The organism is Pseudomonas sp. GL_093 (assembly GCF_057837605.1).
Window position 1 is genome coordinate 550,372 of the sequence record NZ_CM174448.1, and the last position, 22,455, is coordinate 572,826.

General features: G+C 59.9%; 18 protein-coding genes and 1 riboswitch. Of the genes, 12 read left to right on the forward strand and 6 right to left on the reverse strand.

The window, feature by feature from the left end; translation table 11 throughout:
- The first annotated feature begins 92 nt into the window (after window positions 1-92).
- From AC3IUE_RS02415 to AC3IUE_RS02445, 7 genes are read left to right on the forward strand one after another with little or no spacing between them, the layout of a single operon-like run.
- Window positions 93-1,850 (forward strand): carbamoyltransferase family protein, encoded by a 1,758-nt coding sequence (locus AC3IUE_RS02415; RefSeq protein WP_056746448.1) that lies wholly within the window; start codon window positions 93-95, stop codon window positions 1,848-1,850.
- A complete protein-coding gene (locus AC3IUE_RS02420; RefSeq protein WP_462000575.1) occupies window positions 1,834-2,964 on the forward strand; it encodes a glycosyltransferase in 1,131 nt (376 codons plus the stop codon). Before AC3IUE_RS02415 ends, AC3IUE_RS02420 begins: the two co-directional genes overlap by 17 nt.
- The gene (locus AC3IUE_RS02425; RefSeq protein ID WP_489265339.1) at window positions 2,964-3,860 is read left to right on the forward strand and encodes an antimicrobial resistance protein Mig-14; all 897 of its coding nucleotides are present in this window, start codon (window positions 2,964-2,966) and stop codon (window positions 3,858-3,860) included. Before AC3IUE_RS02420 ends, AC3IUE_RS02425 begins: the two co-directional genes overlap by 1 nt.
- An 8-nt stretch (window positions 3,861-3,868) precedes the next feature.
- Window positions 3,869-5,299 carry a PIG-L deacetylase family protein gene (locus AC3IUE_RS02430; protein ID WP_489265341.1) on the forward strand — a complete coding sequence of 477 codons (1,431 nt, stop codon included), beginning with the start codon at window positions 3,869-3,871 and terminating at the stop codon, window positions 5,297-5,299.
- On the forward strand, window positions 5,296-6,252 hold the full coding sequence (locus AC3IUE_RS02435) for a glycosyltransferase family protein (protein WP_489265343.1): 957 nt from the start codon (window positions 5,296-5,298) through the stop codon (window positions 6,250-6,252). Before AC3IUE_RS02430 ends, AC3IUE_RS02435 begins: the two co-directional genes overlap by 4 nt.
- A 39-nt stretch (window positions 6,253-6,291) precedes the next feature.
- Window positions 6,292-7,059: a glycosyltransferase family A protein gene (locus AC3IUE_RS02440; protein ID WP_056746438.1), complete on the forward strand. Its 768-nt coding sequence runs from the start codon at window positions 6,292-6,294 to the stop codon at window positions 7,057-7,059.
- Window positions 7,060-7,063: 4 nt separating this feature from the next.
- Window positions 7,064-8,212, forward strand: a complete 1,149-nt coding sequence (locus AC3IUE_RS02445; protein ID WP_489265345.1) for an O-antigen ligase family protein — start codon at window positions 7,064-7,066, stop codon at window positions 8,210-8,212.
- Window positions 8,213-8,254: 42 nt separating this feature from the next.
- Here the strand turns inward: AC3IUE_RS02445 and AC3IUE_RS02450 are convergent, their stop codons facing one another.
- A complete protein-coding gene (locus AC3IUE_RS02450; protein WP_056746434.1) occupies window positions 8,255-8,896 on the reverse strand; it encodes a BUD32 family EKC/KEOPS complex subunit in 642 nt (213 codons plus the stop codon).
- A 115-nt stretch (window positions 8,897-9,011) separates the two neighbouring features.
- Between AC3IUE_RS02450 and msbA the strand changes: the two genes are divergently transcribed.
- Window positions 9,012-10,811 carry a lipid A export permease/ATP-binding protein MsbA gene (gene msbA / locus AC3IUE_RS02455; protein ID WP_056746432.1) on the forward strand — a complete coding sequence of 600 codons (1,800 nt, stop codon included), beginning with the start codon at window positions 9,012-9,014 and terminating at the stop codon, window positions 10,809-10,811.
- A gap of 247 nt (window positions 10,812-11,058) precedes the next feature.
- Complete coding sequence (gene hldE / locus AC3IUE_RS02460) at window positions 11,059-12,480, forward strand: bifunctional D-glycero-beta-D-manno-heptose-7-phosphate kinase/D-glycero-beta-D-manno-heptose 1-phosphate adenylyltransferase HldE (RefSeq protein ID WP_489265348.1); 1,422 nt, start codon at window positions 11,059-11,061, stop codon at window positions 12,478-12,480.
- Window positions 12,481-12,597: 117 nt separating this feature from the next.
- On the opposite strand, the gene AC3IUE_RS02465 is transcribed toward hldE, so the two are convergent.
- The 4 genes from AC3IUE_RS02465 to AC3IUE_RS02480 all read right to left on the reverse strand — a co-directional run bounded on the left by AC3IUE_RS02465 (window position 12,598) and on the right by AC3IUE_RS02480 (window position 16,114).
- Entirely contained in the window at window positions 12,598-13,566 is a 969-nt protein-coding gene (locus AC3IUE_RS02465) for a hypothetical protein (protein WP_008146227.1), read from the reverse strand.
- 32 nt (window positions 13,567-13,598) lie between these two features.
- Window positions 13,599-14,411 carry an aldo/keto reductase gene (locus tag AC3IUE_RS02470; RefSeq protein ID WP_046056445.1) on the reverse strand — a complete coding sequence of 271 codons (813 nt, stop codon included), beginning with the start codon at window positions 14,409-14,411 and terminating at the stop codon, window positions 13,599-13,601.
- Window positions 14,408-15,583: an NAD(P)/FAD-dependent oxidoreductase gene (locus AC3IUE_RS02475; RefSeq protein ID WP_056746430.1), complete on the reverse strand. Its 1,176-nt coding sequence runs from the start codon at window positions 15,581-15,583 to the stop codon at window positions 14,408-14,410. Before AC3IUE_RS02475 ends, AC3IUE_RS02470 begins: the two co-directional genes overlap by 4 nt.
- Before the next feature lie 198 nt (window positions 15,584-15,781).
- A complete protein-coding gene (locus AC3IUE_RS02480) occupies window positions 15,782-16,114 on the reverse strand; it encodes a DMT family transporter (RefSeq protein WP_008027887.1) in 333 nt (110 codons plus the stop codon).
- Window positions 16,115-16,217: 103 nt separating this feature from the next.
- Between AC3IUE_RS02480 and AC3IUE_RS02485 the strand changes: the two genes are divergently transcribed.
- Both AC3IUE_RS02485 and waaA read left to right on the forward strand, forming a co-directional pair.
- On the forward strand, window positions 16,218-17,120 hold the full coding sequence (locus AC3IUE_RS02485; protein WP_056746428.1) for a LysR family transcriptional regulator: 903 nt from the start codon (window positions 16,218-16,220) through the stop codon (window positions 17,118-17,120).
- A gap of 11 nt (window positions 17,121-17,131) precedes the next feature.
- On the forward strand, window positions 17,132-18,409 hold the full coding sequence (waaA, locus tag AC3IUE_RS02490) for a lipid IV(A) 3-deoxy-D-manno-octulosonic acid transferase (protein WP_489265352.1): 1,278 nt from the start codon (window positions 17,132-17,134) through the stop codon (window positions 18,407-18,409).
- A 117-nt stretch (window positions 18,410-18,526) separates the two neighbouring features.
- Here waaA and AC3IUE_RS02495 read toward each other — a convergent pair whose 3' ends face one another.
- Window positions 18,527-19,966 carry a TolC family outer membrane protein gene (locus AC3IUE_RS02495; protein ID WP_056746418.1) on the reverse strand — a complete coding sequence of 480 codons (1,440 nt, stop codon included), beginning with the start codon at window positions 19,964-19,966 and terminating at the stop codon, window positions 18,527-18,529.
- 192 nt (window positions 19,967-20,158) lie between these two features.
- A riboswitch (TPP riboswitch) is annotated at window positions 20,159-20,264 on the forward strand.
- Window positions 20,265-20,429: 165 nt separating this feature from the next.
- Here AC3IUE_RS02495 and thiC point away from each other — a divergent pair.
- The gene (gene thiC / locus AC3IUE_RS02500) at window positions 20,430-22,319 is read left to right on the forward strand and encodes a phosphomethylpyrimidine synthase ThiC (protein ID WP_054053301.1); all 1,890 of its coding nucleotides are present in this window, start codon (window positions 20,430-20,432) and stop codon (window positions 22,317-22,319) included.
- The last annotated feature ends 136 nt before the right edge of the window (window positions 22,320-22,455 follow it).

Below are 22,455 nucleotides of genomic sequence, written 5' to 3' on the forward strand. Positions count from 1 at the left end.
CCCGCCCTTTAGCTGCCTCTCGCCCTTTGCGAGGGCACATTAATCTTTGAGGCGCCTTGCGCCTGCATGCAGACTAAAGAGGCTAGACCCCTGTGGCATTGACGATTCTTGGCCTGTCCGGCGCCCTTAGCCATGATCCTTCCGCAGCGTTGTACATCGACGGCAAGCTGGTCGCGGCGGCTGAGGAAGAGCGCTTTGTGCGCGATAAACATGCAAAGAACCGCATGCCTTACGAGTCGGCGAAGTTCTGCCTCGAGCAGGCTGGCATCAAGCCATCCGACGTTGATGTGGTGGCGATTCCATTCGCACCGATCAGTCTGTTCGGCAAGGCTCGCTGGCAGTACGCCAAGCGTTACTGGTACGCCCCGGATCGCGCTCTTGACGCGATCCTGATGGGCAACCGTCGCTACAAGCGCTATCGCAACAAGATTGTCTGGTGCCTCGAGCAATTGGGCTTCGATCCGAAGAAAATCAAGATCGAGCCGGTCGAGCACCACCTGGCCCACGCCTCCAGTGCTTACCACTGCTCCGGTTTCAAAGAGAAAACCGCGATCCTCGGGATCGACGGCAAGGGTGAGTACGCCACGACCTTTTTCGGTTACGGCGAAAACGGCAAGATCCACAAGATCAAGGAATTCTTCGATCCAGACTCCCTCGGCGGCCTGTACGGCGCGATCACCGAGTTCCTCGGTTTCGATATGCTCGATGGCGAGTTCAAGGTCATGGGCATGGCGCCGTACGGCGACGCCAGCAAGTACGATTTCTCGCGCCTGGCTTCGTTCGAAAACGGCGAGTTGGTGATCAACACCGACTATGCCAACGTCATTGGCCTGCGTCGTTACAAAGAGAAGGGCAAAGGCTACTACTTCTCGCCGAAGCTGATCGAGTGGCTGGGACCGAAGCGCGAAGGCGACATCGCTGACGAGCCGTACATCCACTACGCCGCGAGCATTCAAGCGCTGTTCGAAAAAATCTCGCTGCAGATGATCGATTACTACCTGGGCGACGTGCTCAAGGAAACCGGCAAACTGGCCTATGCCGGTGGCTGTGCATTGAACGTCAAGCTCAACCAGAAAATCATCGCCCGCGATGACGTTAAAGAACTGTTCGTGCAGCCTGCGTCCGGCGATGCCGGCACCGCGGTCGGCGCGGCGGCCTATGTGTCCCACGCCCGTGGTGTGCCGGTCGAGAAGATGGAACACGTCTACCTCGGCCCGTCGTACACCAACGAAGACGTGCTCGCCGCGTGTGCCCGTCACCCGAGCAAGCCGGTATGGCGCAAGCTTGAGAACATGCCGGAAAACATCGCCAAAATCATGGTCGATGGCAACCCGGTAGCCTGGTTCCAGGGCCGCATGGAGTTCGGTCCGCGTGCCTTGGGCGGTCGTTCGATCATCGGTTGCCCGAGCGCCGTTGGCGTCGCTGATCGCATCAACCACCAGATCAAGTTCCGCGAGCGCTGGAGGCCTTTCTGCCCGTCGATGCTCGACACCGTTGCACCGCAGATGATCAAGATCGATCACCCGGCGCCGTTCATGACCTTCACCTTCGAAGTGGCGGAAGAGTGGAAGACCCGCGTGCCGGAAGTCGTCCATGAAGACGGTACGTCCCGGGCCCAGGTGCTCAAGCGCGAATACAACCCGCGCTACTACGACATGATGAAGGCGCTGGAAGTGCTGACCGGTAACGGCGTGTCGCTGAACACCTCGCTCAACCGTCGTGGCGAACCGATGATCTGCTCGCCGACGGACGCCCTGAACATGTTCTTCGGTTCCGATCTACAGTATCTGATCATGGAAGACATCCTGGTGGTCAAAGAGGGCGCGGACGCATATGACACGCTCGGCTGAACGCCATGTGCTGCAGTTCTGTCACGGCTATGACGGGCCGTTTCTGGACTGCGCCCGGCAGTACGCCAGCCTGTTCGCGGGGACCGGTTATCGAGTGACCACGGTGTTTCTGACCGGGGCTGCCGATGCCGAAGTTGCCGCGGGCTGCGCTTCCGATGAAGTGCTGTTCATGGAGTACAGCTCCAAGGCCATTCGTGGCCTGAAGCTGGGCGCCATCGGCGATCTGCGCAAGATCGCCGCCTCGCGCAATTTCAGTTTTTGCATCGCTCACCGTTTCAAACCTATTTATATCGCCTTGCTCGGCACGTCGTTGCCGGTGATTGGCGTGCATCACGCGTTTGACGATTACAAGCGCGGCACGCGCAAACTCTTCGCGAATATTTTCCGTAAGCGCCTGAGCCTGCTCGGGGTTTCCGATGCCGTGCGCGACGATATGCGCCATTGCCTGCCGAAGTGGCCGGCGGCGCGGATTCAGACGCTCTATAACCGTATCGATGTGCAGACCTTGCAGGACAGCCAGGTGTCTGTTCGCGAGGCCCGGGAAACCCTAGGTCTGGCGCCGGATGCCTGGGTTGTCGGCAATGTCGGACGGCTGCATCCGGACAAGGATCAGACCACGCTGCTGCACGGTTTTGCTGCGGCGTTGCCGGGTTTGCCGGCCAGCAGTCAATTAGTGATTCTCGGTGCCGGTCGACTGGAGCAGGACCTCAAGGCTCTGGCGCGTGAATTGGGTATCGGCGACCGCGTGCTGTTCCTCGGTCAGGTGCCTGAAGCCCGACGTTATTTCCGTGCCTTCGATGTGTTTGCCCTGAGTTCCGATCACGAACCGTTCGGCATGGTGCTGCTGGAGGCCATGGCTGCCGGCGTGCCGTTGCTTGCCACGGCGTGTGGCGGGGCGAAGGAAGTGGTCGAGGGCGTCGGTATTCTGTTCCCGCTGGGCGATGCCGAACACTTGGCTCAAGGGCTGCAACATCTGGCCGCGATGGACGAGCAGCAACGTCACCAGTGCGCCGAGCTGATGCTCGATCGCTTGCGTGAACGCTTCTCCGACCGCGCGGTACGCGATGCTTTCTGGCGTTTGCCGCACGTTACCGAACTGGCGCCGAGGGGCTGATGCTCAACCGATTTCAAGGCTGGCGCGAACGTGGCTGGGCGGTAGTCGACGCCTCGACATATGCTGAGGCCTGGCAACGTTATGGCGGCAGCGTCGCCACTCATCCCATGGTGGTCGAGCGACTGGCGCAGTTGGCCGACATTCCTGTGCGCTACCTGGCCTGGGAGCAAAACGGTGAAGTCAAAGCCGCGATCCCGACCTGGGGCCGCGACCTCGCCTTGTCCAAGGACGTGCTCAAGCGCAGCGGTAAAAAAGGCCTGTTCGATCTCGGTAATGCCGAGTTCATCCTGCCGGCCGCTGCCGATGCACAAGCGCCGCTGCGTCATCGTGGACGCTACCTGTCGGCGCTGAATGAAGGCCGCTTCACCGGCATCAAGTTGCAGGCTGAACAGCTGGCGATGGCCCGCACTCCCGAAGAACTGTCGAAGAAGTTTCGCTACAACCAGCGCCGTGAATTGCGATTGCTGGAGGAAGCGGGCGGAGTGGTCCGGCCGGTCGCGGAGTTTTCCAGCAGTGAACTGGCGGCGATCTATTGCGACCTGTTCCAGCGTCGCTGGGGCTTCCCGGCGACGGGGGCCGAGCGCATGGCTGAGGTCATCGAGTTGCTGCGTGATTTGCTGATCGGCTCGGTGATTTTTCTCAACGATGCGCCGATAGCGATTCAACTGGTCTACCGTGTCGAGACACCGCAGTGGATCAGCGTCGAGTACATCAATGGCGGCGTCGATCCCGAAACCCGCGAATTCAGTCCGGGCAGCGTGCTGAGCTTTCTCAATACGCAAAGCGCCTGGGAGCATGCCCGGGCGTTGGACAAACCGTTGCGCTTTTCTTTCGGGCGCGCCGACCGTGAATACAAGGATCGCTGGTGCAATCCTGTGCCGGTGTTCACCGTATGAGTCAGCCCATGAGCCGCAAACAACAATTACTCAAGCGCCATCGGCGCACCAAACGCATCGGTCTGCTCATCGCGCTGGTGCTATTGATTGCCATGGGTGTGCTGGTGACCTGGTGGCTGCCGTTGGTGCTCGCGGTTCTGGGCTGGATTGCCCACGAGGCATGGTTTGCCGACCATTTGTTTTACTCGCCCAAAGACGATTATCAGTACAGCTTTCCACCGTACACCCAGCAGCCCAAGGTTCACCTCGACGGTGAGCGTTTGCGCCTGGACGACGGCGTCATGCTGGTCGACGACGCCACCCTGGTCCTGGCGCTGCGGATAAAAAGCACCTGGCTGGGACGCTTCATCGATCCCGTGGTCGAGTTGTCGGGAGGGGATAACCCGGACCGACAAACCTTCGAGCGTGGTGTGAACGGCCTGCGTTACCTCAACCTCAGTGGTCAGGCGCAGGTGCTGTCGCAAGGTGAGTTACGCCTGCGTGGGCGTTTCTGCCGACTGCTGGGTGAGCCGGTGCTCAGGGCGTTCGAGCATCCGGATTACAGCCGTCAACGGGTGATGGTGATCGCGCCCCACGCCGACGATGCCGAGTTGGCCGCCTTCGGGTTGTACAGCAGCGCCAGTCAAAGCTGGATCGTGACCTTGACTGCCGGTGAAATCGAGGCCGGGCACTATCAGCAGATAGGGCTCAATGGTGTCGAAGCGTCCCGGTTGAAAGGCTCGCTTCGCGCCTGGGATAGCATCAGCGTGCCGTTGTGGGGCGGCGTACCTCAGGAACGCTGCATTCAGTTGGGGTATTTCTGCCTGCAATTGCCCGCCATGCAAAGCACGCCGACCGAGGCCGTGGTGTCCCGTGAGGCACAGCTTGGCGATACCCGATATTTTCGACGGTTCAATCCGTTTGCCCTGGGCAGTGACGTCGATGGCATACCGTCCTGGAACAATCTGCTGGCCGACCTGAGTGAGTTGATCGAGCGCATCCAGCCTCAGGTCATCGTTTTGCCACATCCGCGTTTCGACCCGCACCCAGACCATCTATGCTCACAGCAAGCGGTGATGCAGGCACTGAACGGTACAGCCTGGCAGCCCGAAACCTTGTTGCATTACGCCAATCATCTACACGACAACGATCGCTGGCCAATGGGTGATGCCGGGACCGGTGTGACACTGCCGCCACAGATCAATAATCACGAACCGTTGCGGCCCTGGGCGCTGTGTCTGTCGACCGAAAAACAGTGGCACAAGGCTATGTCGTTGGGCATGATGCACGACCTTCAGCCCCGACTTCCCCTCAAGCGTCTACTTCGCCGGGCGATCCAACGTTGTCTGGCGGCCCGACACTGGCCGGCTTTCGGCGAAAACGAGTTCTTCCGTAAAGCGGTGCGACGCCACGAATTATTCTGGGTCCAAGAGCTGTCTGGAAAGAGAGAGACCAATTGAAAGTTCTGTTTCTGGTGCAGAAAGAGCAGCGAGCGATCCTCGATCGACTGTATGACGGTATCGCCGAGCACTGCGACTGCGACAAGCGCGAGCTGACCAGCGCAGAGCAGGACGACTTGCGTGGATACTTTCGCAAGCATGTCGATGTGACCCGCTACGACCGGATTGTTTTTTTCCTGCGCTTCAAAAAAGAAATCAGACAGGTGAGGTTCATCCAAACCCTGCCCAATCTGGTTATTCTGGAACACGATGCGTACCAGAATTACATCCCGTGCAAGTACACCGGCAAGTTCAGTGCGCATTACCGAAAGCTGCCTTGGGCGCGGGTGATCAGCTCGGGTTTCATGGTCAGCCAGCGCTTGCGTGAGGAAGGGTTTGACGCGCATTTCGTGCCCAAGGGCTACGATCAGGCACTGTTGCAAAACTGCCAGCGTGAACGGGATATCGAGCTGGGTTTCGTCGGCAGTCTCAACAGCGTGGCGTATGCCGGACGCAAGGCCATGCTCGAGTCCGTGGCCGAAGTGGAGAACCTGCTGATCACCCGTACCAAGTCGGGTGAGGAATACTGCGAGACGTTGAGCCGGATCCGTTACTTCGTCAGTGCCGACGTCGGCATGGGCGAATACATGATCAAGAATTTCGAGGCGATGGCCTGTGGTTGTGTGCTGTTTGCTTACGATCAAGGGGAAGCAGAGAATCACGCGCTGGGGTTTGTCGATATGCACAACATCGTGCTCTACCGAACCCGCGACGAACTCAGGGAAAAACTGGCGGTGTTGCGCGAGTCCCCACAGCTGACCGAGACCATTTCATTGGCCGGACAGGCTTTGGTAGAGCAGCGTTACACCTTCCGGGCTGTAGGGCATGCGATTGTCGACGCCCTGCGTGCGCCGCTGCGCGAGCATGTCCCGCTGGGCTGGAAAGAAAAATTACGCTTGTCGCTGGGGCTGTGAAGCCGGGCGATTAAACAACCAATGGTGCGGTGCAAATAAATGCTGTTCAGCGAGACTAGCGACATTTCGGTAGTAATCACTAGTTGCGGTCGCTTCGATCTGTTGAAGCGTACCCTCGAGACGTTTGACCGGTACAACACGGCTCCGATCCGTAAAGTGTTCATTACAGAGGACTCCGGCGACAGCGCCGTAGAGGCCTGTATTCCGGAGCACTGGAGGGCGCATACCCAGTTTTTCATCAACAAGCCACGCCTGGGTCAGTTGCGGTCCATCGATGCCGCTTATGCTCAGGTGCAGACATCGTGGATTTTCCACTGTGAAGACGACTGGGATTTCTACCGCGAAGGGTTCATCGAAGAGTCCCAGTGCCTGCTGGAGGAAGATCCGCAGGCACTGCAGGTTTGGTTGCGCAGCTTCAATCATGACCTGATGGTTCACAGTCCTTACGTGTTCCTGAACGAGCGCAAAGTCAGCCATGGCATTCCTTTCTACGTACTGGGCTCGCAAAAAGCCGAGTGGCAAGGTTTTTCCTTTAATCCAGGGCTGCGCCGTCGTGTGGATTACTTGATGCATGCACCGTACTCCGGATTTTCGGGGGAGAAAGAACTGTCGCGTCTGTATGCTGGCGAAAATCGCTATGCGTTGATTCTGGAAAACGACGCGGTATTGCACACCGGTTTCGGTGAGCATGTGGTGGTTCCCAAGGAGCGGGAGAACAAATTACGGCGTAAACGTCTCGATCGGCTGAAGCTGATCGCAGCTCTTATCTTGGGTCTGGCAATAGGTTGGGTACTGCATGGAATTTAGCGGCATGAAGCCAGGAAAGAACACCATGGCGTATTTCGGAACGGTGCTCTGTCTGTTTCTTTTGAGCTTTGTGGTGGGCTGGTCGTCGAAGTGGACCAACAACCTGTTCTACGGCTTGATGGCATTGCCGGGCCTGGTCTTCCTGATCAAGGAGCGCGGTGCGGGCTTGCTCAAGGAACCGCTGGCATGGGGCTGGCTGGCGTTCATTCTATGGTTTCTGGTGCCTGCGACGATTGCAGGGCAGATGCAATTCTACAAACACGTCTTCTATGTACTGATGTTCGTCATGGTGACGGGCGCCCTTACCGATCCGCAGTTCTTCCGCAGTGCGGCGTTTATTCGCGCTCAGTTCTGGATTCTGACGTTGTACATCTTCGGCAGCGCGCTCTACGGTTGGGCAACCGGTGAGTTCGCCGTCGGCGGCCGGGTGGCGCTGCTTCCGGCGCGCCTGGAGAACGTCATCTACGCCAGCATTTGGCTGTTCTGTGCGTTGGCGCTGGCGCTGCCAATCTGGCTCAGGGAGCGAAGGTATATCGAGGGTGGCCTGGCCATCGTTTTGTCGGTGTTCGCGGTAGCCTTCGTCCTGCAGACGCGTACTGCGTTTGTGGGGGCTGTGTTCCTGTTTGGTATCTGGGTGCTTTACGGCATTTACCTCAAGCCGCGGCTGGTGGGTACTGCGGTGGCGATTGTCGCGATCATTTTAGGTCTGCTGTTCCTGGTGGTGCACAACGAAGCCTGGTACCAGTCCCTCTGGAATCGAGGCGATTCGTACCGTATCGAAATCTTCCAGATCATGGTCGGCGAGTGGCGCCACTGCGGCTGGGCACTGGGCTGCGGCATCGGCTTCCACACCACCCAGGTGCTCGATGGCTGGATGCCGATTCAGCATCCGCACAACATTTTCGTAGCGCTGGGACTTTACAGCGGCGGGGTCGCGCTGGTGTTGTTCGTAGGGCTGATGGCCACCTCCCTTTGGCAGGCCTGGCGTCTGCGCGACGGGTGGGGTATGTACCTGGCGTGTGCGCTGGTGATGCTGAATTTCGATGGCAGTTTGCTGATTGGTAACCCTGACGAGTTGTGGCCGCTGGTGCTGCTGCCCGCCGCGATGATCCTCTCTCGCGTGCTGAAGGCGCGACAACCCGCGCTGGCGTAATGCCTGACCTTCGCCTCCTCCCCGGAGGCGAAGGCAGTCGGATCATGTTTGCAGGGCGACGCTCAGCTCCTCCGGGGAGCAGATGCTCTGGGTCTGGCCATAATGGTGCATGAAGACTTCGCCGCGACCGTCGAGCAACCATTGCCGATCTTGCGGGTAACGCACCATATGCTTGAAGTTGCGCAGCCGCAGAGTCTTGCGCAACGGACGGCGATACACCCGCATGTCGGCGATGTCGATCAGGCCCAACTGATGCTCGGGTGTGAGCACGATGTTGCCCAGGTGCGCCGAGCGAAAGTAAATCCCCCGCTCATGCAAAGTGGCCATGAAGACCCCCAATTGACCGCGCAACGGATCGGCATCGCCCTGGATGTCCAGCAGCTGACGCAGGGTCTGGCCCGGCAGTGGATCGTAGTGCACGGCATCGCGCTCGATACTCGCAATACGGTAAACCTGGCGAATCGACGGGCAGGGGATGTGCCGTTCACGCAACGCATCGCAGTTGTCGGCAAAGCGTTTGGCATACGGGTACCACGCGGCCGACGTCAGCAGGCGTTTGCGGCGAAACAGTTTGAGTATTGAACCGTCCGTCAACCGCAGAACCTTGTCCCCCGAACCATCCGCTTCAAGGACTTGTGCTCCCTCGCGCAGGGCGAGATATCGGGTGTGATCAAGCGCTTGCATCAATACTCCGGGTTGGGCGCCGTGAGGCATGGATAGCCGGCCATGTTACCGCAGCTCAGCGACTAAAATGGCCTGTGTTACACTCGCGGGCTCTTTTCTCATACAACGGGTTCTCATGACCAGCCCTGATTCGCCTGCGCCGTCGAGCTTGAAGATTTACCTGCGCCTGCTGTCGTATGTGCGCCCGTACTGGGGCATGTTTGCCATCAGTATTGTCGGCTTTGTGATTTTTGCCTCGACGCAGCCCATGCTCGCAGGGATTCTCAAATATTTCGTCGATGGCCTGAGCAACCCCGAAGCGGTGCTCTTCCCGACTGTTCCCTATCTGCAAGACTTGCAGTTGCTGATGGCCGTGCCGCTGCTGATCATCCTGATCGCTGCCTGGCAAGGCCTGGGGTCTTTCCTGGGTAACTACTACCTGGCCAAAGTCTCCCTTGGGCTGGTCCACGACTTGCGTGTCGAGTTGTTCAACAAATTGCTGGTATTGCCCAACCGTTATTTCGACACCCATAACTCCGGGCACCTGATTTCGCGCATCACCTTCAACGTGACCATGGTCACCGGTGCGGCCACGGACGCCATCAAAGTGGTCATTCGTGAAGGCCTGACCGTGGTGTTCCTGTTTGCTTACCTGTTGTGGATGAACTGGAAACTGACCCTGGTGATGTTGGCGATCCTGCCCATCATCGCGATCATGGTGAGTAGCACCAGCAAAAAATTCCGCAAGCAGAGCAAGAAAATCCAGGTGGCGATGGGCGACGTGACTCACGTAGCCTCCGAGACCATCCAGGGTTATCGCGTGGTGCGCAGCTTCGGCGGCGAGAGCTATGAAGAGCGTCGTTTCGCCGAAGCCAGCCAGGGCAACACCGACAAGCAACTGCGCATGACCAAGACCGGTGCGGTCTACACGCCCATGTTGCAATTGGTGATCTACACCGCCATGGCCGTGCTGATGTTCCTGGTACTGTTCCTGCGCGGCGACGCCACCGCCGGTGACCTGGTGGCCTACATCACCGCAGCGGGCCTGTTGCCCAAGCCGATTCGTCAACTGTCGGAAGTCAGCTCGACAATCCAGAAAGGCGTTGCCGGTGCCGAGAGCATTTTCGAGCAACTGGACGTCGAGCCGGAGATTGACCAGGGTACCGTCGAGCGCGATCGCGTCAGCGGCCATCTGGATGTGCGCAACCTGAGCTTCACCTATCCAGGGACCGAGCGTGAAGTGCTGAAGAACATCAGCTTCACGGCGGCACCGGGGCAAATGATCGCCCTGGTCGGTCGTTCGGGTAGCGGCAAGTCGACCCTGGCCAGCCTGATTCCGCGCTTCTATCACCACGAAACTGGCGAAATCATGCTCGATGACGTGGAAATCGAAGACTATCGCCTGCGCAATCTGCGTCGACACGTGGCGCAGGTGACACAGCATGTGACCCTGTTCAACGACACCATCGCCAACAACATCGCTTACGGTGACCTGGCCGGCGCCCCACGTGCCGACATTGAAAAGGCCGCCACGGATGCTTACGCGATGGACTTCATCTCGGAGATGCCGCAAGGCCTGGACACCCAGGTCGGGGAAAACGGCGTGTTGCTGTCCGGTGGCCAGCGTCAGCGCCTGGCGATTGCCCGGGCCTTGTTGAAGAACGCACCGTTGCTGATTCTCGACGAGGCAACGTCGGCGCTCGATACCGAGTCCGAGCGGCACATTCAGGCGGCACTGGATCAGGTCATGAAAGGTCGCACCACGCTGGTGATTGCTCACCGGTTGTCGACCATCGAGAAAGCCGACCTGATCCTGGTCATGGACCATGGTGAAATCGTCGAGCGCGGCACCCACGCTCAACTGCTGGCGCAAAACGGCTATTACGCGCGCCTGCATGCGATGGGCCTCGACGCCCCGGTTGGCGACATCGCCTGACCCTACAAAAGGGGTGAGCCTGGCTCACCCCTTTTGCACACCTGGCGTGCAATGCGTCCGGTGATGTGTACCCAGACCTTTACCCTTCTTGACCAAGCCTGAATAAATCTGCGCACCGCGGACGGATTTTCTGATCAATTAATGAGCAGAAAGCCCCGCCGAATCATCCCGTTGCAGCCGTCACACAAGCTCACGCCAACCCTGTGTTAATATCGCGCCCCTGTTCATTTTGTATGTGGGTTGCTCCATGAAGTTGTCCATGCCGCGATTCGATCAAGCCCCTGTCTTGGTGGTCGGCGATGTCATGCTCGACCGTTACTGGCATGGTGGTACCTCACGGATTTCCCCTGAGGCGCCGGTACCGGTAGTCAAGGTCGAGCAAATCGAGGACCGCCCGGGCGGTGCCGCCAACGTTGCGTTGAACATTGCCGCCCTCGGCGCACCGGCCTCGCTGGTCGGCGTGACCGGCGACGATGAAGCTGCCGACAGCCTGGCCAATAGCCTCAAGGGCGCTGGCGTGCGGGCGTTGTTCCAGCGCATCGCGCACCAGCCGACCATCGTCAAGCTGCGGGTCATGAGCCGTCACCAGCAACTGCTGCGTATCGACTTCGAAGAACCTTTCGCCACCGACGCGTTGGCGTTGGGCGAGCAAGTCGACGAGTTGCTCGAAGGCATCAAAGTGCTGGTGCTGTCCGATTACGGCAAAGGCGCGCTGAAAAACCATCAGGTGCTGATCCAGGCGGCCCGTGCCCGTGGTATTCCGGTGCTGGCCGATCCCAAGGGCAAGGATTTCTCGATCTACCGGGGGGCGAGCCTGATCACTCCGAACCTCAGCGAATTCGAAACCATCGTCGGCGGTTGCGCCGATGAGCACGAGCTGGTGAGCAAGGGCGCGCAGCTGATGCACGACCTCGACCTCGGCGCGTTGCTGGTGACCCGCGGCGAACACGGCATGACCCTGCTGCGTCCGGATCATCCGGCGCTGCACCTGCCAGCCCGTGCCCGTGAAGTGTTCGATGTGACCGGTGCCGGCGACACGGTGATTTCCACCCTGGCGGCCGCGATTGCCGCGGGCGAAGAACTGCCCCACGCGGTGGCCCTGGCCAACCTGGCGGCGGGCATCGTGGTCGGCAAACTGGGTACGGCGGCGATCAGCGCACCGGAACTGCGTCGCGCCATTCAGCGTGAAGAAGGTTCCGAGCGCGGTGTACTCGGCCTTGAGCAGCTGTTGCTGGCGGTCGATGATGCGCGTGCGCATAAAGAGAAGATTGTCTTCACCAACGGCTGCTTCGATATTTTGCACGCCGGTCACGTGACCTACCTCGAGCAGGCGCGTGCCCAGGGCGATCGCTTGATCGTCGCGGTCAATGACGATGCGTCGGTCAGCCGCCTGAAAGGTCCGGGTCGTCCGATCAATAGCGTCGACCGTCGCATGGCCGTACTGGCAGGTCTGGGCGCCGTGGATTGGGTGATCAGCTTCGCTGAAGGCACCCCGGAAAACCTGCTGCGCGAGGTCAAGCCGGATGTGCTGGTCAAGGGCGGGGACTACGGAATCGAGCAGGTTGTCGGCGCGGACATCGTGACTGCTTACGGCGGAACGGTGAAAGTGCTGGGGCTGGTGGAAAACAGCTCGACTACCGCGATTGTCGAGAAAATCCGCAATAACTGACCCAGCATGATCGTTCCCACGCTCTGCGTGGGAATGCCTCACCGGACGCTCTGCGTCCGCTGTTGGGACGCGGAGCGTCCCGGGCTGCATTCCCACGCGGAGCGTGGGAACGATCTATCAAGAGCTGACTTTTTTACGCGGTACGATTCTCTTCAGCAATTGCTTCGCCTTCCCGCGCAACCGCGCCAAACCTGAATCTTTCCCCGGCGGGCTCAAGCCCTGTTGTCGCACCCAATCCTTCCAGCGAATTCGCTCATCCCTCACCAGCCAGCCTTCCTGCTGGGCAAAACTCTCCGCCAGGTACAACCCGCGAGTACTCGCCGGGTACAGCTGATCCTTTTTCAAGGTATAGAGCTCGGCCATCGGTTGGCCGTCCTGCAGCGGCATCAAATACAAATCGGGACGTTTTCGATCGAGCCGGGCCACCAGTTGATCGCCTTCCAGTCGTTCATCGACATGAAACAGGCTCAGGGATTTGGCCTCCTTGGGCACGTCCAGGCGCAAGTCATAGATCAATTGCAGTGAAGCCGTCGGCAAATGTACGTAAGCCCGCGGGCGTTCGATCAACTGCATCTTGGCGCAACGCACTGGCCGCGCGGAGCCGGACAGCGGCGTCAGGCGAAACGGCAGGGCTTCGCGATAATGCAGCGCGGACGAGTAGGGCGCCGGCAGCCAGGTGTCGTTGAAACGCCCGCCGAGCCAGCCTTCCGGGGTTTCCAGCAGGCACTCTTCGGCAATTTCCTGAATCGCGGTGTGCAGCGGCAGGTTCAGCTCATGGGCGGGCACGTAACCGGAGATCAGCTTGAGCACCACGTCGCCACGGTCTTGCCGACGCTGACGCACCAACACCCAGTAATCGCGGTTCTGCCAATGCAGGGTCAGGCGCACCGAGACCCCGAGGTTGGCCAGCTCAAGCGAAAACCGCTGAGTGTCGGCGACCGTCACCGGGCGACGACGTTGCAGCGTCTGGGAGAAATTGAGCGGCATCCCGACGCTTTGATAACTCAGGCCTTCGGGAGTCGCTTCGACGAATAACGGCAGGGTCTTGAAGTTGCTCGGGTTCTTTCTTATGAGCGTACGCGGCATGTCGGCTCCTGCTTAAGGCCGCGTGGGCGGCATCAGTTTCTACGTAGGACCTGGGCAACGGTCGCGACGTTATGGGCGAGGTGCAGCGGATTAATGGTCCCGACAATAGCACTGGCAACACCCGGATGTTCAAACAACAACTCGAAGCTGGCGCGAACAGGGTCCACACCCGGACTCAGGCATACGTGGCCACTGGCGAGGGCTTTTTTGACCAGAATGGCTTTGCCGTGAGCAGCAGCATAGTCAATGACTGGCTTCTCGTTCTGCTCGTTCAGATTGTAGGTGACCATCGCGCAATCACCTTGTTCCAGAGCCTTCAAACCGCCTTCGACGGTTTTGCCGGAAAAACCGAAGCCGCGAATCTTGCCTTCGCTCTTCAACGCCGCGAGGGTCGCATAGACTTCGCTGTCGTTGAGGATCGCCAGGTCGTTGCCGTCGGAGTGCACCAGCACCAGGTCGATAAAATCCGTTTCCAGCCGTTGCAGGCTGCGCTCGACCGAGAGCCGGGTATGAGCGGCGCTGAAGTCGTGATGGGACTGACCGTCGGCAAACTCTTCGCCGACCTTGCTGACGATCACCCAATCCTGACGCTGACCCCGCAGCAGCGGACCGAGGCGTTCTTCGCTGCGGCCATAGGCCGGGGCGGTGTCGATCAGGTTGATGCCCAGGTCGCGCGCGAGTTTGAGCAGCATGCGCGCTTCGTCATCATCGGGAATCTGGAAACCGTTGGGGTACTTCACGCCTTGGTCGCGGCCGAGTTTTACGGTGCCCAGGCCCAGTGGCGAAACCAACAGGCCGGTGCTGCCCAGCGGGCGATGCAGATCGTGCAAGGTCGGTTGGCTCATGGCAGCAGTTGCTCCCAGGCAGGGACGCCCATCGGCGGTTTTGGCAGGTCGGGCAGCGGCGCCGGTTGGCTTGGCTGGATGCCGTCGCGCTGCAGGGAGGCGATGACACGATCAGCAAAGTCCGGCGCCAGCGCCAGTTTGGTTGGCCAGCCGACCAGCAGCCGGCCTTCTTCGGCAAGGAATGCATTGTCAGGGCGGGTCAGTCCCGATTGCAGTGGCTCGGCGCGATCCACTCGAAGGGTGGCCCATTGCGCCGTACTCAGGTCGATCCATGGCAGCAACTGGCCGAGTTCTTTCTGCGCCGTGGCGATTTGCTCGGAGGGTTCGCGGGCAACACCTTCGGCTTCAGCGATATCGCCACCCAGATACCAGACCCACTGGCCATCGGCGGCCGGATGGGTGGTCACGGTAATGCGCGGCTTGGTGCCGCCGCCCAGGCAGTGGGCGTACAGCGGTTTGAGACCCGGACCTTTGGCGATGATCATGTGCAACGGTCGGCGTTGCATGGCGGGTTGGCTCAGGCCCAGTGCTTCGAGCAGCGCTGCCGTACCGGCACCAGCGCTCAAGACGATGCGCTGGGCGCGAATTTCGCGCTCGTCGACCTTCAGGCCGACCAGTTTTCCACCTTCCAGCAGCGGTTCGATGTTCTGGCCGGCGAGCAGGCCATCACCCGCCAGATCGGCCAGGCGCTGGATCAGGCTCGGCACGTCGATCACCAGTTCCGCCAGGCGATAGACCTTGCCCTTGAAGCGCTTGTCTTGCAGGGCGGGCGGCAGTTGCTCGCCCTTGACCTGATCGACACGACCGCGCACGGCCTTGCTGGCGAAGAAACTGGTGAGATTGCCGGCGATCGTGCCGGGGGACCAGAGGTAATGAGCTTCGGACAGCAGGCGCACGCCGGTCAGGTCCAGTTCACCGTCACCGGCCAGGGCTTCACGCCAGCGCCGAGGCATGTCGGCGATAGCTTCCGAGGCACCGGTCAAGGCACCATGCAATGCGTACTTGGCGCCGCCATGGATGATGCCTTGGGATTTCACGCTTTGCCCGCCACCGAGGCTGGCGCTTTCCACCAGCACAGTCGAAAAACCCTGGCGGCGCAAGCGCGCATTCAGCCAGAGGCCGGCGACACCAGCGCCGACAATCAGAACGTCGGTGGAAATAACGGATGGCATGCAGCGACCTCAGTGTTCAAGACGAGGACGCAGTATACAGACTCGAAGAAAAGGGGATTTGCTGGTGATCAATTGGAGGGATGCAAAACCTGTAGGAGTGAGCCTGCTCGCGATCGCGTCATGCCAGCCGATACCTATGCAAGCTGACACACCGCTATCGCGAGCAGGCTCACTCCTACACTGGATTGTGTTTCGGCTTTAGTGGCCGGCGGTTTTCGAGAACAGCTGGATAACAACCACGCCCAATACGATGAGCGCCATCCCCAGCATCGCCGGCACATCCAGTTTCTGCCCGTAGATAAACAGCGCCGCAACGCTGACCATCACGATCCCCATGCCGGCCCACACCGCGTAAGCCACGCCCACCGGAACGCTGCGCACCACCAGCGTCAGCATCCAGAAGGCGATGCCATAACCGACAATAACCAGAATCAGCGGCAGCGGGGTGCTGAAGCCTTTGACCGCTTTCATCGAAACGGTGGCGATCACTTCGGCGCAGATGGCAATGGCCAGGTAGTAGTAAGCGGTCATAGGTGCATCCTCGTGTGAAGTGTTGCTTTCTGAGGTCGGCATTTTAGAGATTCTCCAGATGCGGTAAAGTCATTACCTATCTGTTCTGAAGATGGGTTGAGCCATGAACACGCAATGGAATCTGGAGCAGCTGCGGCTGTTTGTCAGCGTAGCGGAGCAGCGTTCGTTTTCTGCGGTGGCGCGGGATCAGCGCAAGGCGCAGTCGGCGGTCAGCAGTTCGATTGCGCTGCTGGAAGAGGACTTGGGCGTCAGCCTGTTCGACCGTAGCAGCGGCCGCCAGCCGAAACTCACCGAGGCCGGTAACGCGTTGTTGGACGAGGCGCGGGAAGTGCTGCGCCAATGTGAACGCCTGAACGGTCGGGCGCTGGCCATGATGCGCGGCCAGGAGGCTCGTTTGCGTGTGGCCCAGGATGAGGCGATGCCCTATCAGCCGATCATCGAAAGCTTCGAAGCTCTGGCTCAACAATTTCCCAGCCTTGAAGTGCAATTGACCAGCGCCGCCCAAGGCGATGTGGCGCGTAAACTGGTGGAGCGTCGGGCCGATCTGGGGCTGCTGTTTTATCACGACCAGATTCCCGAAGCGCTCGAGCGGCGGGTGTTGGGCAGCGTCGAAATGGTTACGGTGTGCGGCGTCGGCCACCCATTGGCGAAACAGGCTCAGGTCGACTGTCAGCAACTGGCGCAGCATCGTCAGTTGCTGATGTCCACACAGTCGAGTGTCTATCCCGGGAGCGAGCCCGCCAGCCCGCAAGTCTGGCGGGCCGACAGTTTCTACGTGATGGCTGAATGGCTGGTGCGCGGACTCGGTTGGGCCTGGCTGCCGCGCCACGTGGTGCAGTACCCGGCGTATCAGGATTTGATGGTCGAACTGAACAGCGAATGGACCCCGCCGGCGCTGGTGGTGGAGCTGGTCTGGCGCCGCGATGAACCTCTGGGTCCGGCGGCTCGTTGGTTGGCCGAACGTTTTGCCGTGCACTTGCAGACGATCGGCGACAAAAGCCGATAAACTCCGCCGCCATGAATAGAACTCTCTACACCGCGCTGTTTTACCTGGGGCTGCCACTGGTAGCGATTCGGCTGTGGCTGCGGGCGCGCAAGGCGCCGGCGTACGCCAAGCGCATTGGCGAACGTTTCTCCCTCGGGTTACCGACGATGAAAACGGGCGGCATCTGGGTGCACGCGGTGTCGGTGGGCGAAAGCATTGCCGCGGCGCCGATGATTCGCGCCTTGCTGCAACGTTATCCACAGTTGCCCATTACCGTGACCTGCATGACCCCGACCGGTTCGGAGCGCATTCACGCACTGTTCGCCAATGAGCCGCGCATCCAGCACTGCTATTTGCCTTACGACTTGCCTTGCGCAGCGAAGCGATTTCTTGATCGGGTCCAGCCGAAACTGGCGGTGATCATGGAGACCGAGCTCTGGCCGAACCATATCCATCAGTGCGCCAGGCGCGGGATTCCCGTGGCCCTGGCCAACGCTCGACTGTCCGAGCGTTCGGCCAAGGGCTATGGTCGCTTCAGCAAACTGACCCAGCCGATGCTCGCCGAGATGAGCCTGTTCGCAGTGCAGACCGAGGCCGAGGCGCAGCGCTTCCGCGATTTGGGTGCGCGTTCGCAAACCGTGGAAGTGACCGGCTCGATCAAGTTCGATCTGACCATCGACCCGGCACTGCTTCAGCGTGCCGCCGAGTTGCGTGCGCAATGGCAAACCCAGGAGCGCCCGGTGTGGATCGCTGCCAGTACGCACGAAGGCGAAGACGAAGTGGTGCTGGCGGCTCATCGTCAGTTGCTGGCCAATCATCCCGATGCGTTGCTGATTCTGGTGCCGCGCCATCCAGAGCGTTTCAACCCGGTGTTCGAGCTGTGTCGGCAACAGGGTTTCGCCACGGTCCGTCGTTCCACTGGCGAACCCGTCACCGCCGGTACGTCGGTGCTGCTGGGCGACACCATGGGCGAGTTGCTGTTTCTGTATGCCTTGGCTGATAGCGCTTTTGTTGGCGGCAGTCTGGTGCCGAACGGTGGGCACAACCTGTTGGAACCGGCAGCTCTGGCGAAACCGGTATTGAGCGGGCCGCACCTGTTCAATTTCCTCGAAATCGCCACGCAACTGCGCAACGCCGGGGCATTGCAGGAAGTGGAGGATGCCGAAGGTCTGGCGCTGGCGGTGCAGCGGCTGTTCGAGTTGCCGCGCGATGCGCAGCGGATGGCGGAGGCAGGGTTGAAAGTGATGCGCACCAATCAGGGCGCGTTGCAGCGGTTGCTGGATGGGTTGGGGCGGTTGATCGAGCGTTAGACCGAGTCGCTTGACATAAAAAGATCGCAGCCTCGTTTCACTCGACAGCTCCTACACGGGATTTGTATTCATCCTGTAGGAGCTGTCGAGTGAAACGAGGCTGCGATCTTTTGCTTTTTATTGCGTCGGATTTGCCTTCAACTGCGCCGCCGCAGCCTTCGCCAGGTCCGGCGGCAGGAAGTCTTTGTCCGGGTTGTAATCAGCCTTGAGGTAACGCGCCAGGTCCTGCAAATCCCCCGGGTTCAACGTACCCGCGGCCTGTTTCAAGCGCAGGTTATCGAGGATGTAGTCATAACGCGTGTTGTTGTAGTCGCGCACCGAGGTGTACAGCTGACGCTGCGCATCCAGTACGTCGACGATGTTTCGCGTGCCCACCTGATAACCGATTTCGGTCGCTTCCACGGCGCTCTGGTTGGAGATGATCGACTGCTTGCGTGCCTGCACCTGTTCAACGTCAGTGTTCACTGCGCGATGCAGGTTGCGGGTGCTTTCCACCACTTGCCGGCGCAGGGATTCACGTTGCTGCTCGGACTGGTCCAGTTGTGCATACGATTGGCGCACCTGGGAATTGATCAGGCCGCCGCTGTAGATCGGGATGTTCAGTTGCAGGCCAACCGTCGTTTGCTCGACGTTGCCACCGTACGGTTGGGGGAAGCCATTCGGGTTGCTGAAGCCCAAAGCGTCGTTGTCACCTTTCTCGTACTTTGCCACGGCGTCGAGGGTCGGCGCATGGCCGGCCTTGCGCTGCTTGAGGGTTTCTTCGGCGGCGCTGACGGCGTAGTTGCTCGCGAGCAGGTTGAGGTTCTGTCTGGCTGCCGTATCGACCCAGGCCTTGGCGTCGTTCGGTGCTGGTGGCAGGATCGGCAAGGTATGGGAAATGCCCCAGATCGAGTTGTACTGACGGTTGGTCAGGGTGATCAGGGCTTCGAACGCATCATCTACCTGGCGCTGCGCGACGATTCGGTTGGCGCGTGCAGTGTCGTAGCTGGCTTGCGATTGCAGCACATCAGTTTTGTCCGAGAGACCGACGTCGAAGCGTTCGTTGGACTGATCGAGCTGGCGTTTGAACGCGGCTTCTTCGGCCTTGGTTGACGCCAGGTTGTCCTGGGTTCGCAAGACATTGAAGTAGCTGACGGCAGTTTGCAGGATCAGGTTTTGCTGGGTTGCCGAGAGCTGCAACGCAGCCTGTTCGTTAACGTCTTTGGCGGCCTGGAACTGGAACCAGCGATCAGCACGGAACAGCGGTTGCGCCAAGGTCGCCTGATAGGAATGAGCATTGCGGTTGGCGGTAGCTGAAGGCTGATCGATCACCGTGCGCACGTTGGCAAGTTCGGCGCCGCCAGAGAGGTTCGGCAGCAGCCCGGCGCGGGCCTGGGGCACGACTTCTTTCTGGGCGCCATATTGAGCGATGGCTGCAGCCAGGTCGGCGTTGTTGTCGACCGCTTCCTGATAGACGCTGACCAGATCGTTCTTGGTCGATAAGGGCGCTTCTGCTGCCCAGGCCATTCCATTGGACGCACAAGACACGGCAAGGGCCAGTGAGAGTTTGCGCAGCATGAGGCCATCCCTAAAAAATTACGCTGATAATTTGAGCGCCAAGGCTACGGCGCGGCTCATACAGCGTCAAGGCGCAGCATGGCATGGCGAGTGTAGTTGCGCCCACGTGCGGCAACAATCCTGTAATTACGCCATTCATCATGGTGTTTACCGCGGTGTTGGCGTTCTTTGCCAGTTGTGTCTAGACTGGCCGGGTTCTTGTCGGGGTGCCTTGCTATGAGGCTGAGATCGAATAATTTCGGATCCCGTTGAACCTGATCAGGTTAGCGCCTGCGTAGGGAACAAGATTTCTCGTCACCCGGCGAGTCCTCTTGTGCTTCGTCCGGGATGTTGTTCGACAATCGAACACCCCTCGAGCACTGAGCACAGCACAGCTGGTTTTCCCAGCGCCCGTGCGTCCATTCGTTTACAGGTTCGCTCCGACAAAAATCCACTGCCTGGATGTGTGTCTGGAGAGCCCGTGATGACGATAAAACTAAAAAACACTACGAACCTGAGTGATTCGGCCCAAGTCGATCAACAATCGGTTCAGCCGTTTACCCGCTCGCAAAAAATCTATGTTCAGGGCTCTCGCCCGGACATCCTCGTGCCGATGCGCGAAATCAGCCTTGATGTGACCCCGACCGATTTCGGCGGCGAGATCAACGCGCCGGTCGTTGTGTACGACACTTCGGGCCCTTACACCGACCCCAACGTCATCATCGACGTGCGCAAAGGCCTGGCCGATGTGCGTTCGCCGTGGATCGAATCCCGTGGCGACACCGAGCGTCTGCCCGGCCTCAGCTCCAATTTCGGCCAGGAACGCCTCGCCGATGCCGAGCTGACCAAGCTGCGTTTCGCCCACGTGAACAACCCGCGCCGCGCCAAGGCCGGTGCCAACGTCAGCCAGATGCACTACGCCCGCAAAGGCATCATCACCGCCGAGATGGAATACGTCGCCATCCGCGAAAACATGAAGCTTGAAGTGGCTCGCGCCGCCGGCCTGCTGGACCAGCAACACGCCGGTCACAGCTTCGGTGCCAGTGTGCCGAAAATCATCACCCCCGAATTCGTCCGTGACGAGATCGCCCGCGGTCGCGCGATCATTCCGGCCAACATCAACCACACCGAACTGGAACCGATGATCATCGGCCGTAACTTCCTGGTGAAGATCAACGGCAACATCGGCAACAGCGCTTTGGGTTCGTCCATCGAAGAAGAAGTGGCGAAACTGACCTGGGGCATTCGCTGGGGTTCGGACACGGTCATGGACTTGTCCACCGGCAAGCACATTCACGAAACCCGCGAGTGGATCATCCGTAACTCGCCGGTGCCGATCGGCACTGTGCCGATTTATCAGGCCCTGGAAAAAGTCGGCGGCGCTGCCGAAGACCTGACTTGGGAGCTGTTCCGCGACACGCTGATCGAACAGGCCGAGCAGGGCGTCGACTACTTCACCATCCACGCCGGCGTGCTGCTGCGCTACGTGCCGCTGACCGCCAAACGCGTCACCGGTATCGTTTCCCGTGGCGGTTCGATCATGGCCAAGTGGTGCCTGGCGCACCACAAAGAGAACTTCCTCTACACCCATTTCGAAGACATCTGCGAAATCATGAAGGCCTACGACGTCAGCTTCTCGCTGGGCGACGGCCTGCGTCCGGGCTCGATTGCCGACGCCAACGATGCGGCACAATTCGGTGAGCTGGAAACCCTCGGTGAGCTGACCAAGATCGCGTGGAAGCACGACGTGCAGTGCATGATCGAAGGCCCAGGCCACGTGCCGATGCAGTTGATCAAAGAGAACATGGACAAGCAGCTTGAGTGCTGCGACGAGGCGCCGTTCTACACCCTCGGTCCGCTAACCACGGACATCGCGCCAGGCTATGACCACATCACCTCGGGTATTGGTGCGGCGATGATCGGCTGGTTCGGTTGCGCCATGCTGTGCTACGTGACGCCGAAGGAACACTTGGGTCTGCCGAACAAGGATGACGTGAAGACCGGGATCATCACCTACAAGATCGCCGCGCATGCCGCCGATCTGGCAAAAGGGCATCCGGGCGCGCAGATCCGCGACAATGCCTTGAGCAAGGCGCGTTTCGAATTCCGTTGGGAAGACCAGTTCAACCTGGGCCTTGATCCGGACACTGCTCGTTCGTATCACGATGAGACCCTGCCGAAGGATTCGGCCAAGGTCGCGCACTTCTGCTCCATGTGCGGGCCGAAATTCTGCTCGATGAAGATCACCCAGGAAGTCCGCGAATACGCGGCCAACCAGCGCATCGAAACCGTCGACGCCGAAGTCGCCCAGGGATTGGCGGACCAGGCCGAGCGGTTCAAACAGGAAGGCAGTCAGCTGTACAAGAAGGTTTGATCTGACCTGAAAAGGTGGGGCCTGAAAGGACCCCATCGCCAGCAGGCTGGCTCCCACACTGGATTTGTGGTGTTCACAAGTCCCCTGTGGGAGCCAGCCTGCTGGCGATAGCGATCAAAAGAACAACAAATGTCCC

Coding starts and splice junctions, on each gene's coding strand:
- AC3IUE_RS02485 (WP_056746428.1), top strand. CDS start 16,218: ATGAACACGCAATGGAATCTGGAGCAGCTGCGGCTGTTTGTCAGCGTA.
- AC3IUE_RS02425 (WP_489265339.1), top strand. CDS start 2,964: ATGCTCAACCGATTTCAAGGCTGGCGCGAACGTGGCTGGGCGGTAGTC.
- AC3IUE_RS02480 (WP_008027887.1), bottom strand. CDS start 16,114: ATGACCGCTTACTACTACCTGGCCATTGCCATCTGCGCCGAAGTGATC.
- AC3IUE_RS02465 (WP_008146227.1), bottom strand. CDS start 13,566: ATGCCGCGTACGCTCATAAGAAAGAACCCGAGCAACTTCAAGACCCTG.
- AC3IUE_RS02440 (WP_056746438.1), top strand. CDS start 6,292: ATGCTGTTCAGCGAGACTAGCGACATTTCGGTAGTAATCACTAGTTGC.
- AC3IUE_RS02430 (WP_489265341.1), top strand. CDS start 3,869: ATGAGCCGCAAACAACAATTACTCAAGCGCCATCGGCGCACCAAACGC.
- AC3IUE_RS02495 (WP_056746418.1), bottom strand. CDS start 19,966: ATGCTGCGCAAACTCTCACTGGCCCTTGCCGTGTCTTGTGCGTCCAAT.
- AC3IUE_RS02470 (WP_046056445.1), bottom strand. CDS start 14,411: ATGAGCCAACCGACCTTGCACGATCTGCATCGCCCGCTGGGCAGCACC.
- hldE (WP_489265348.1), top strand. CDS start 11,059: ATGAAGTTGTCCATGCCGCGATTCGATCAAGCCCCTGTCTTGGTGGTC.
- msbA (WP_056746432.1), top strand. CDS start 9,012: ATGACCAGCCCTGATTCGCCTGCGCCGTCGAGCTTGAAGATTTACCTG.
- AC3IUE_RS02475 (WP_056746430.1), bottom strand. CDS start 15,583: ATGCCATCCGTTATTTCCACCGACGTTCTGATTGTCGGCGCTGGTGTC.
- waaA (WP_489265352.1), top strand. CDS start 17,132: ATGAATAGAACTCTCTACACCGCGCTGTTTTACCTGGGGCTGCCACTG.
- thiC (WP_054053301.1), top strand. CDS start 20,430: ATGACGATAAAACTAAAAAACACTACGAACCTGAGTGATTCGGCCCAA.
- AC3IUE_RS02450 (WP_056746434.1), bottom strand. CDS start 8,896: ATGCAAGCGCTTGATCACACCCGATATCTCGCCCTGCGCGAGGGAGCA.
- AC3IUE_RS02420 (WP_462000575.1), top strand. CDS start 1,834: ATGACACGCTCGGCTGAACGCCATGTGCTGCAGTTCTGTCACGGCTAT.
- AC3IUE_RS02445 (WP_489265345.1), top strand. CDS start 7,064: ATGAAGCCAGGAAAGAACACCATGGCGTATTTCGGAACGGTGCTCTGT.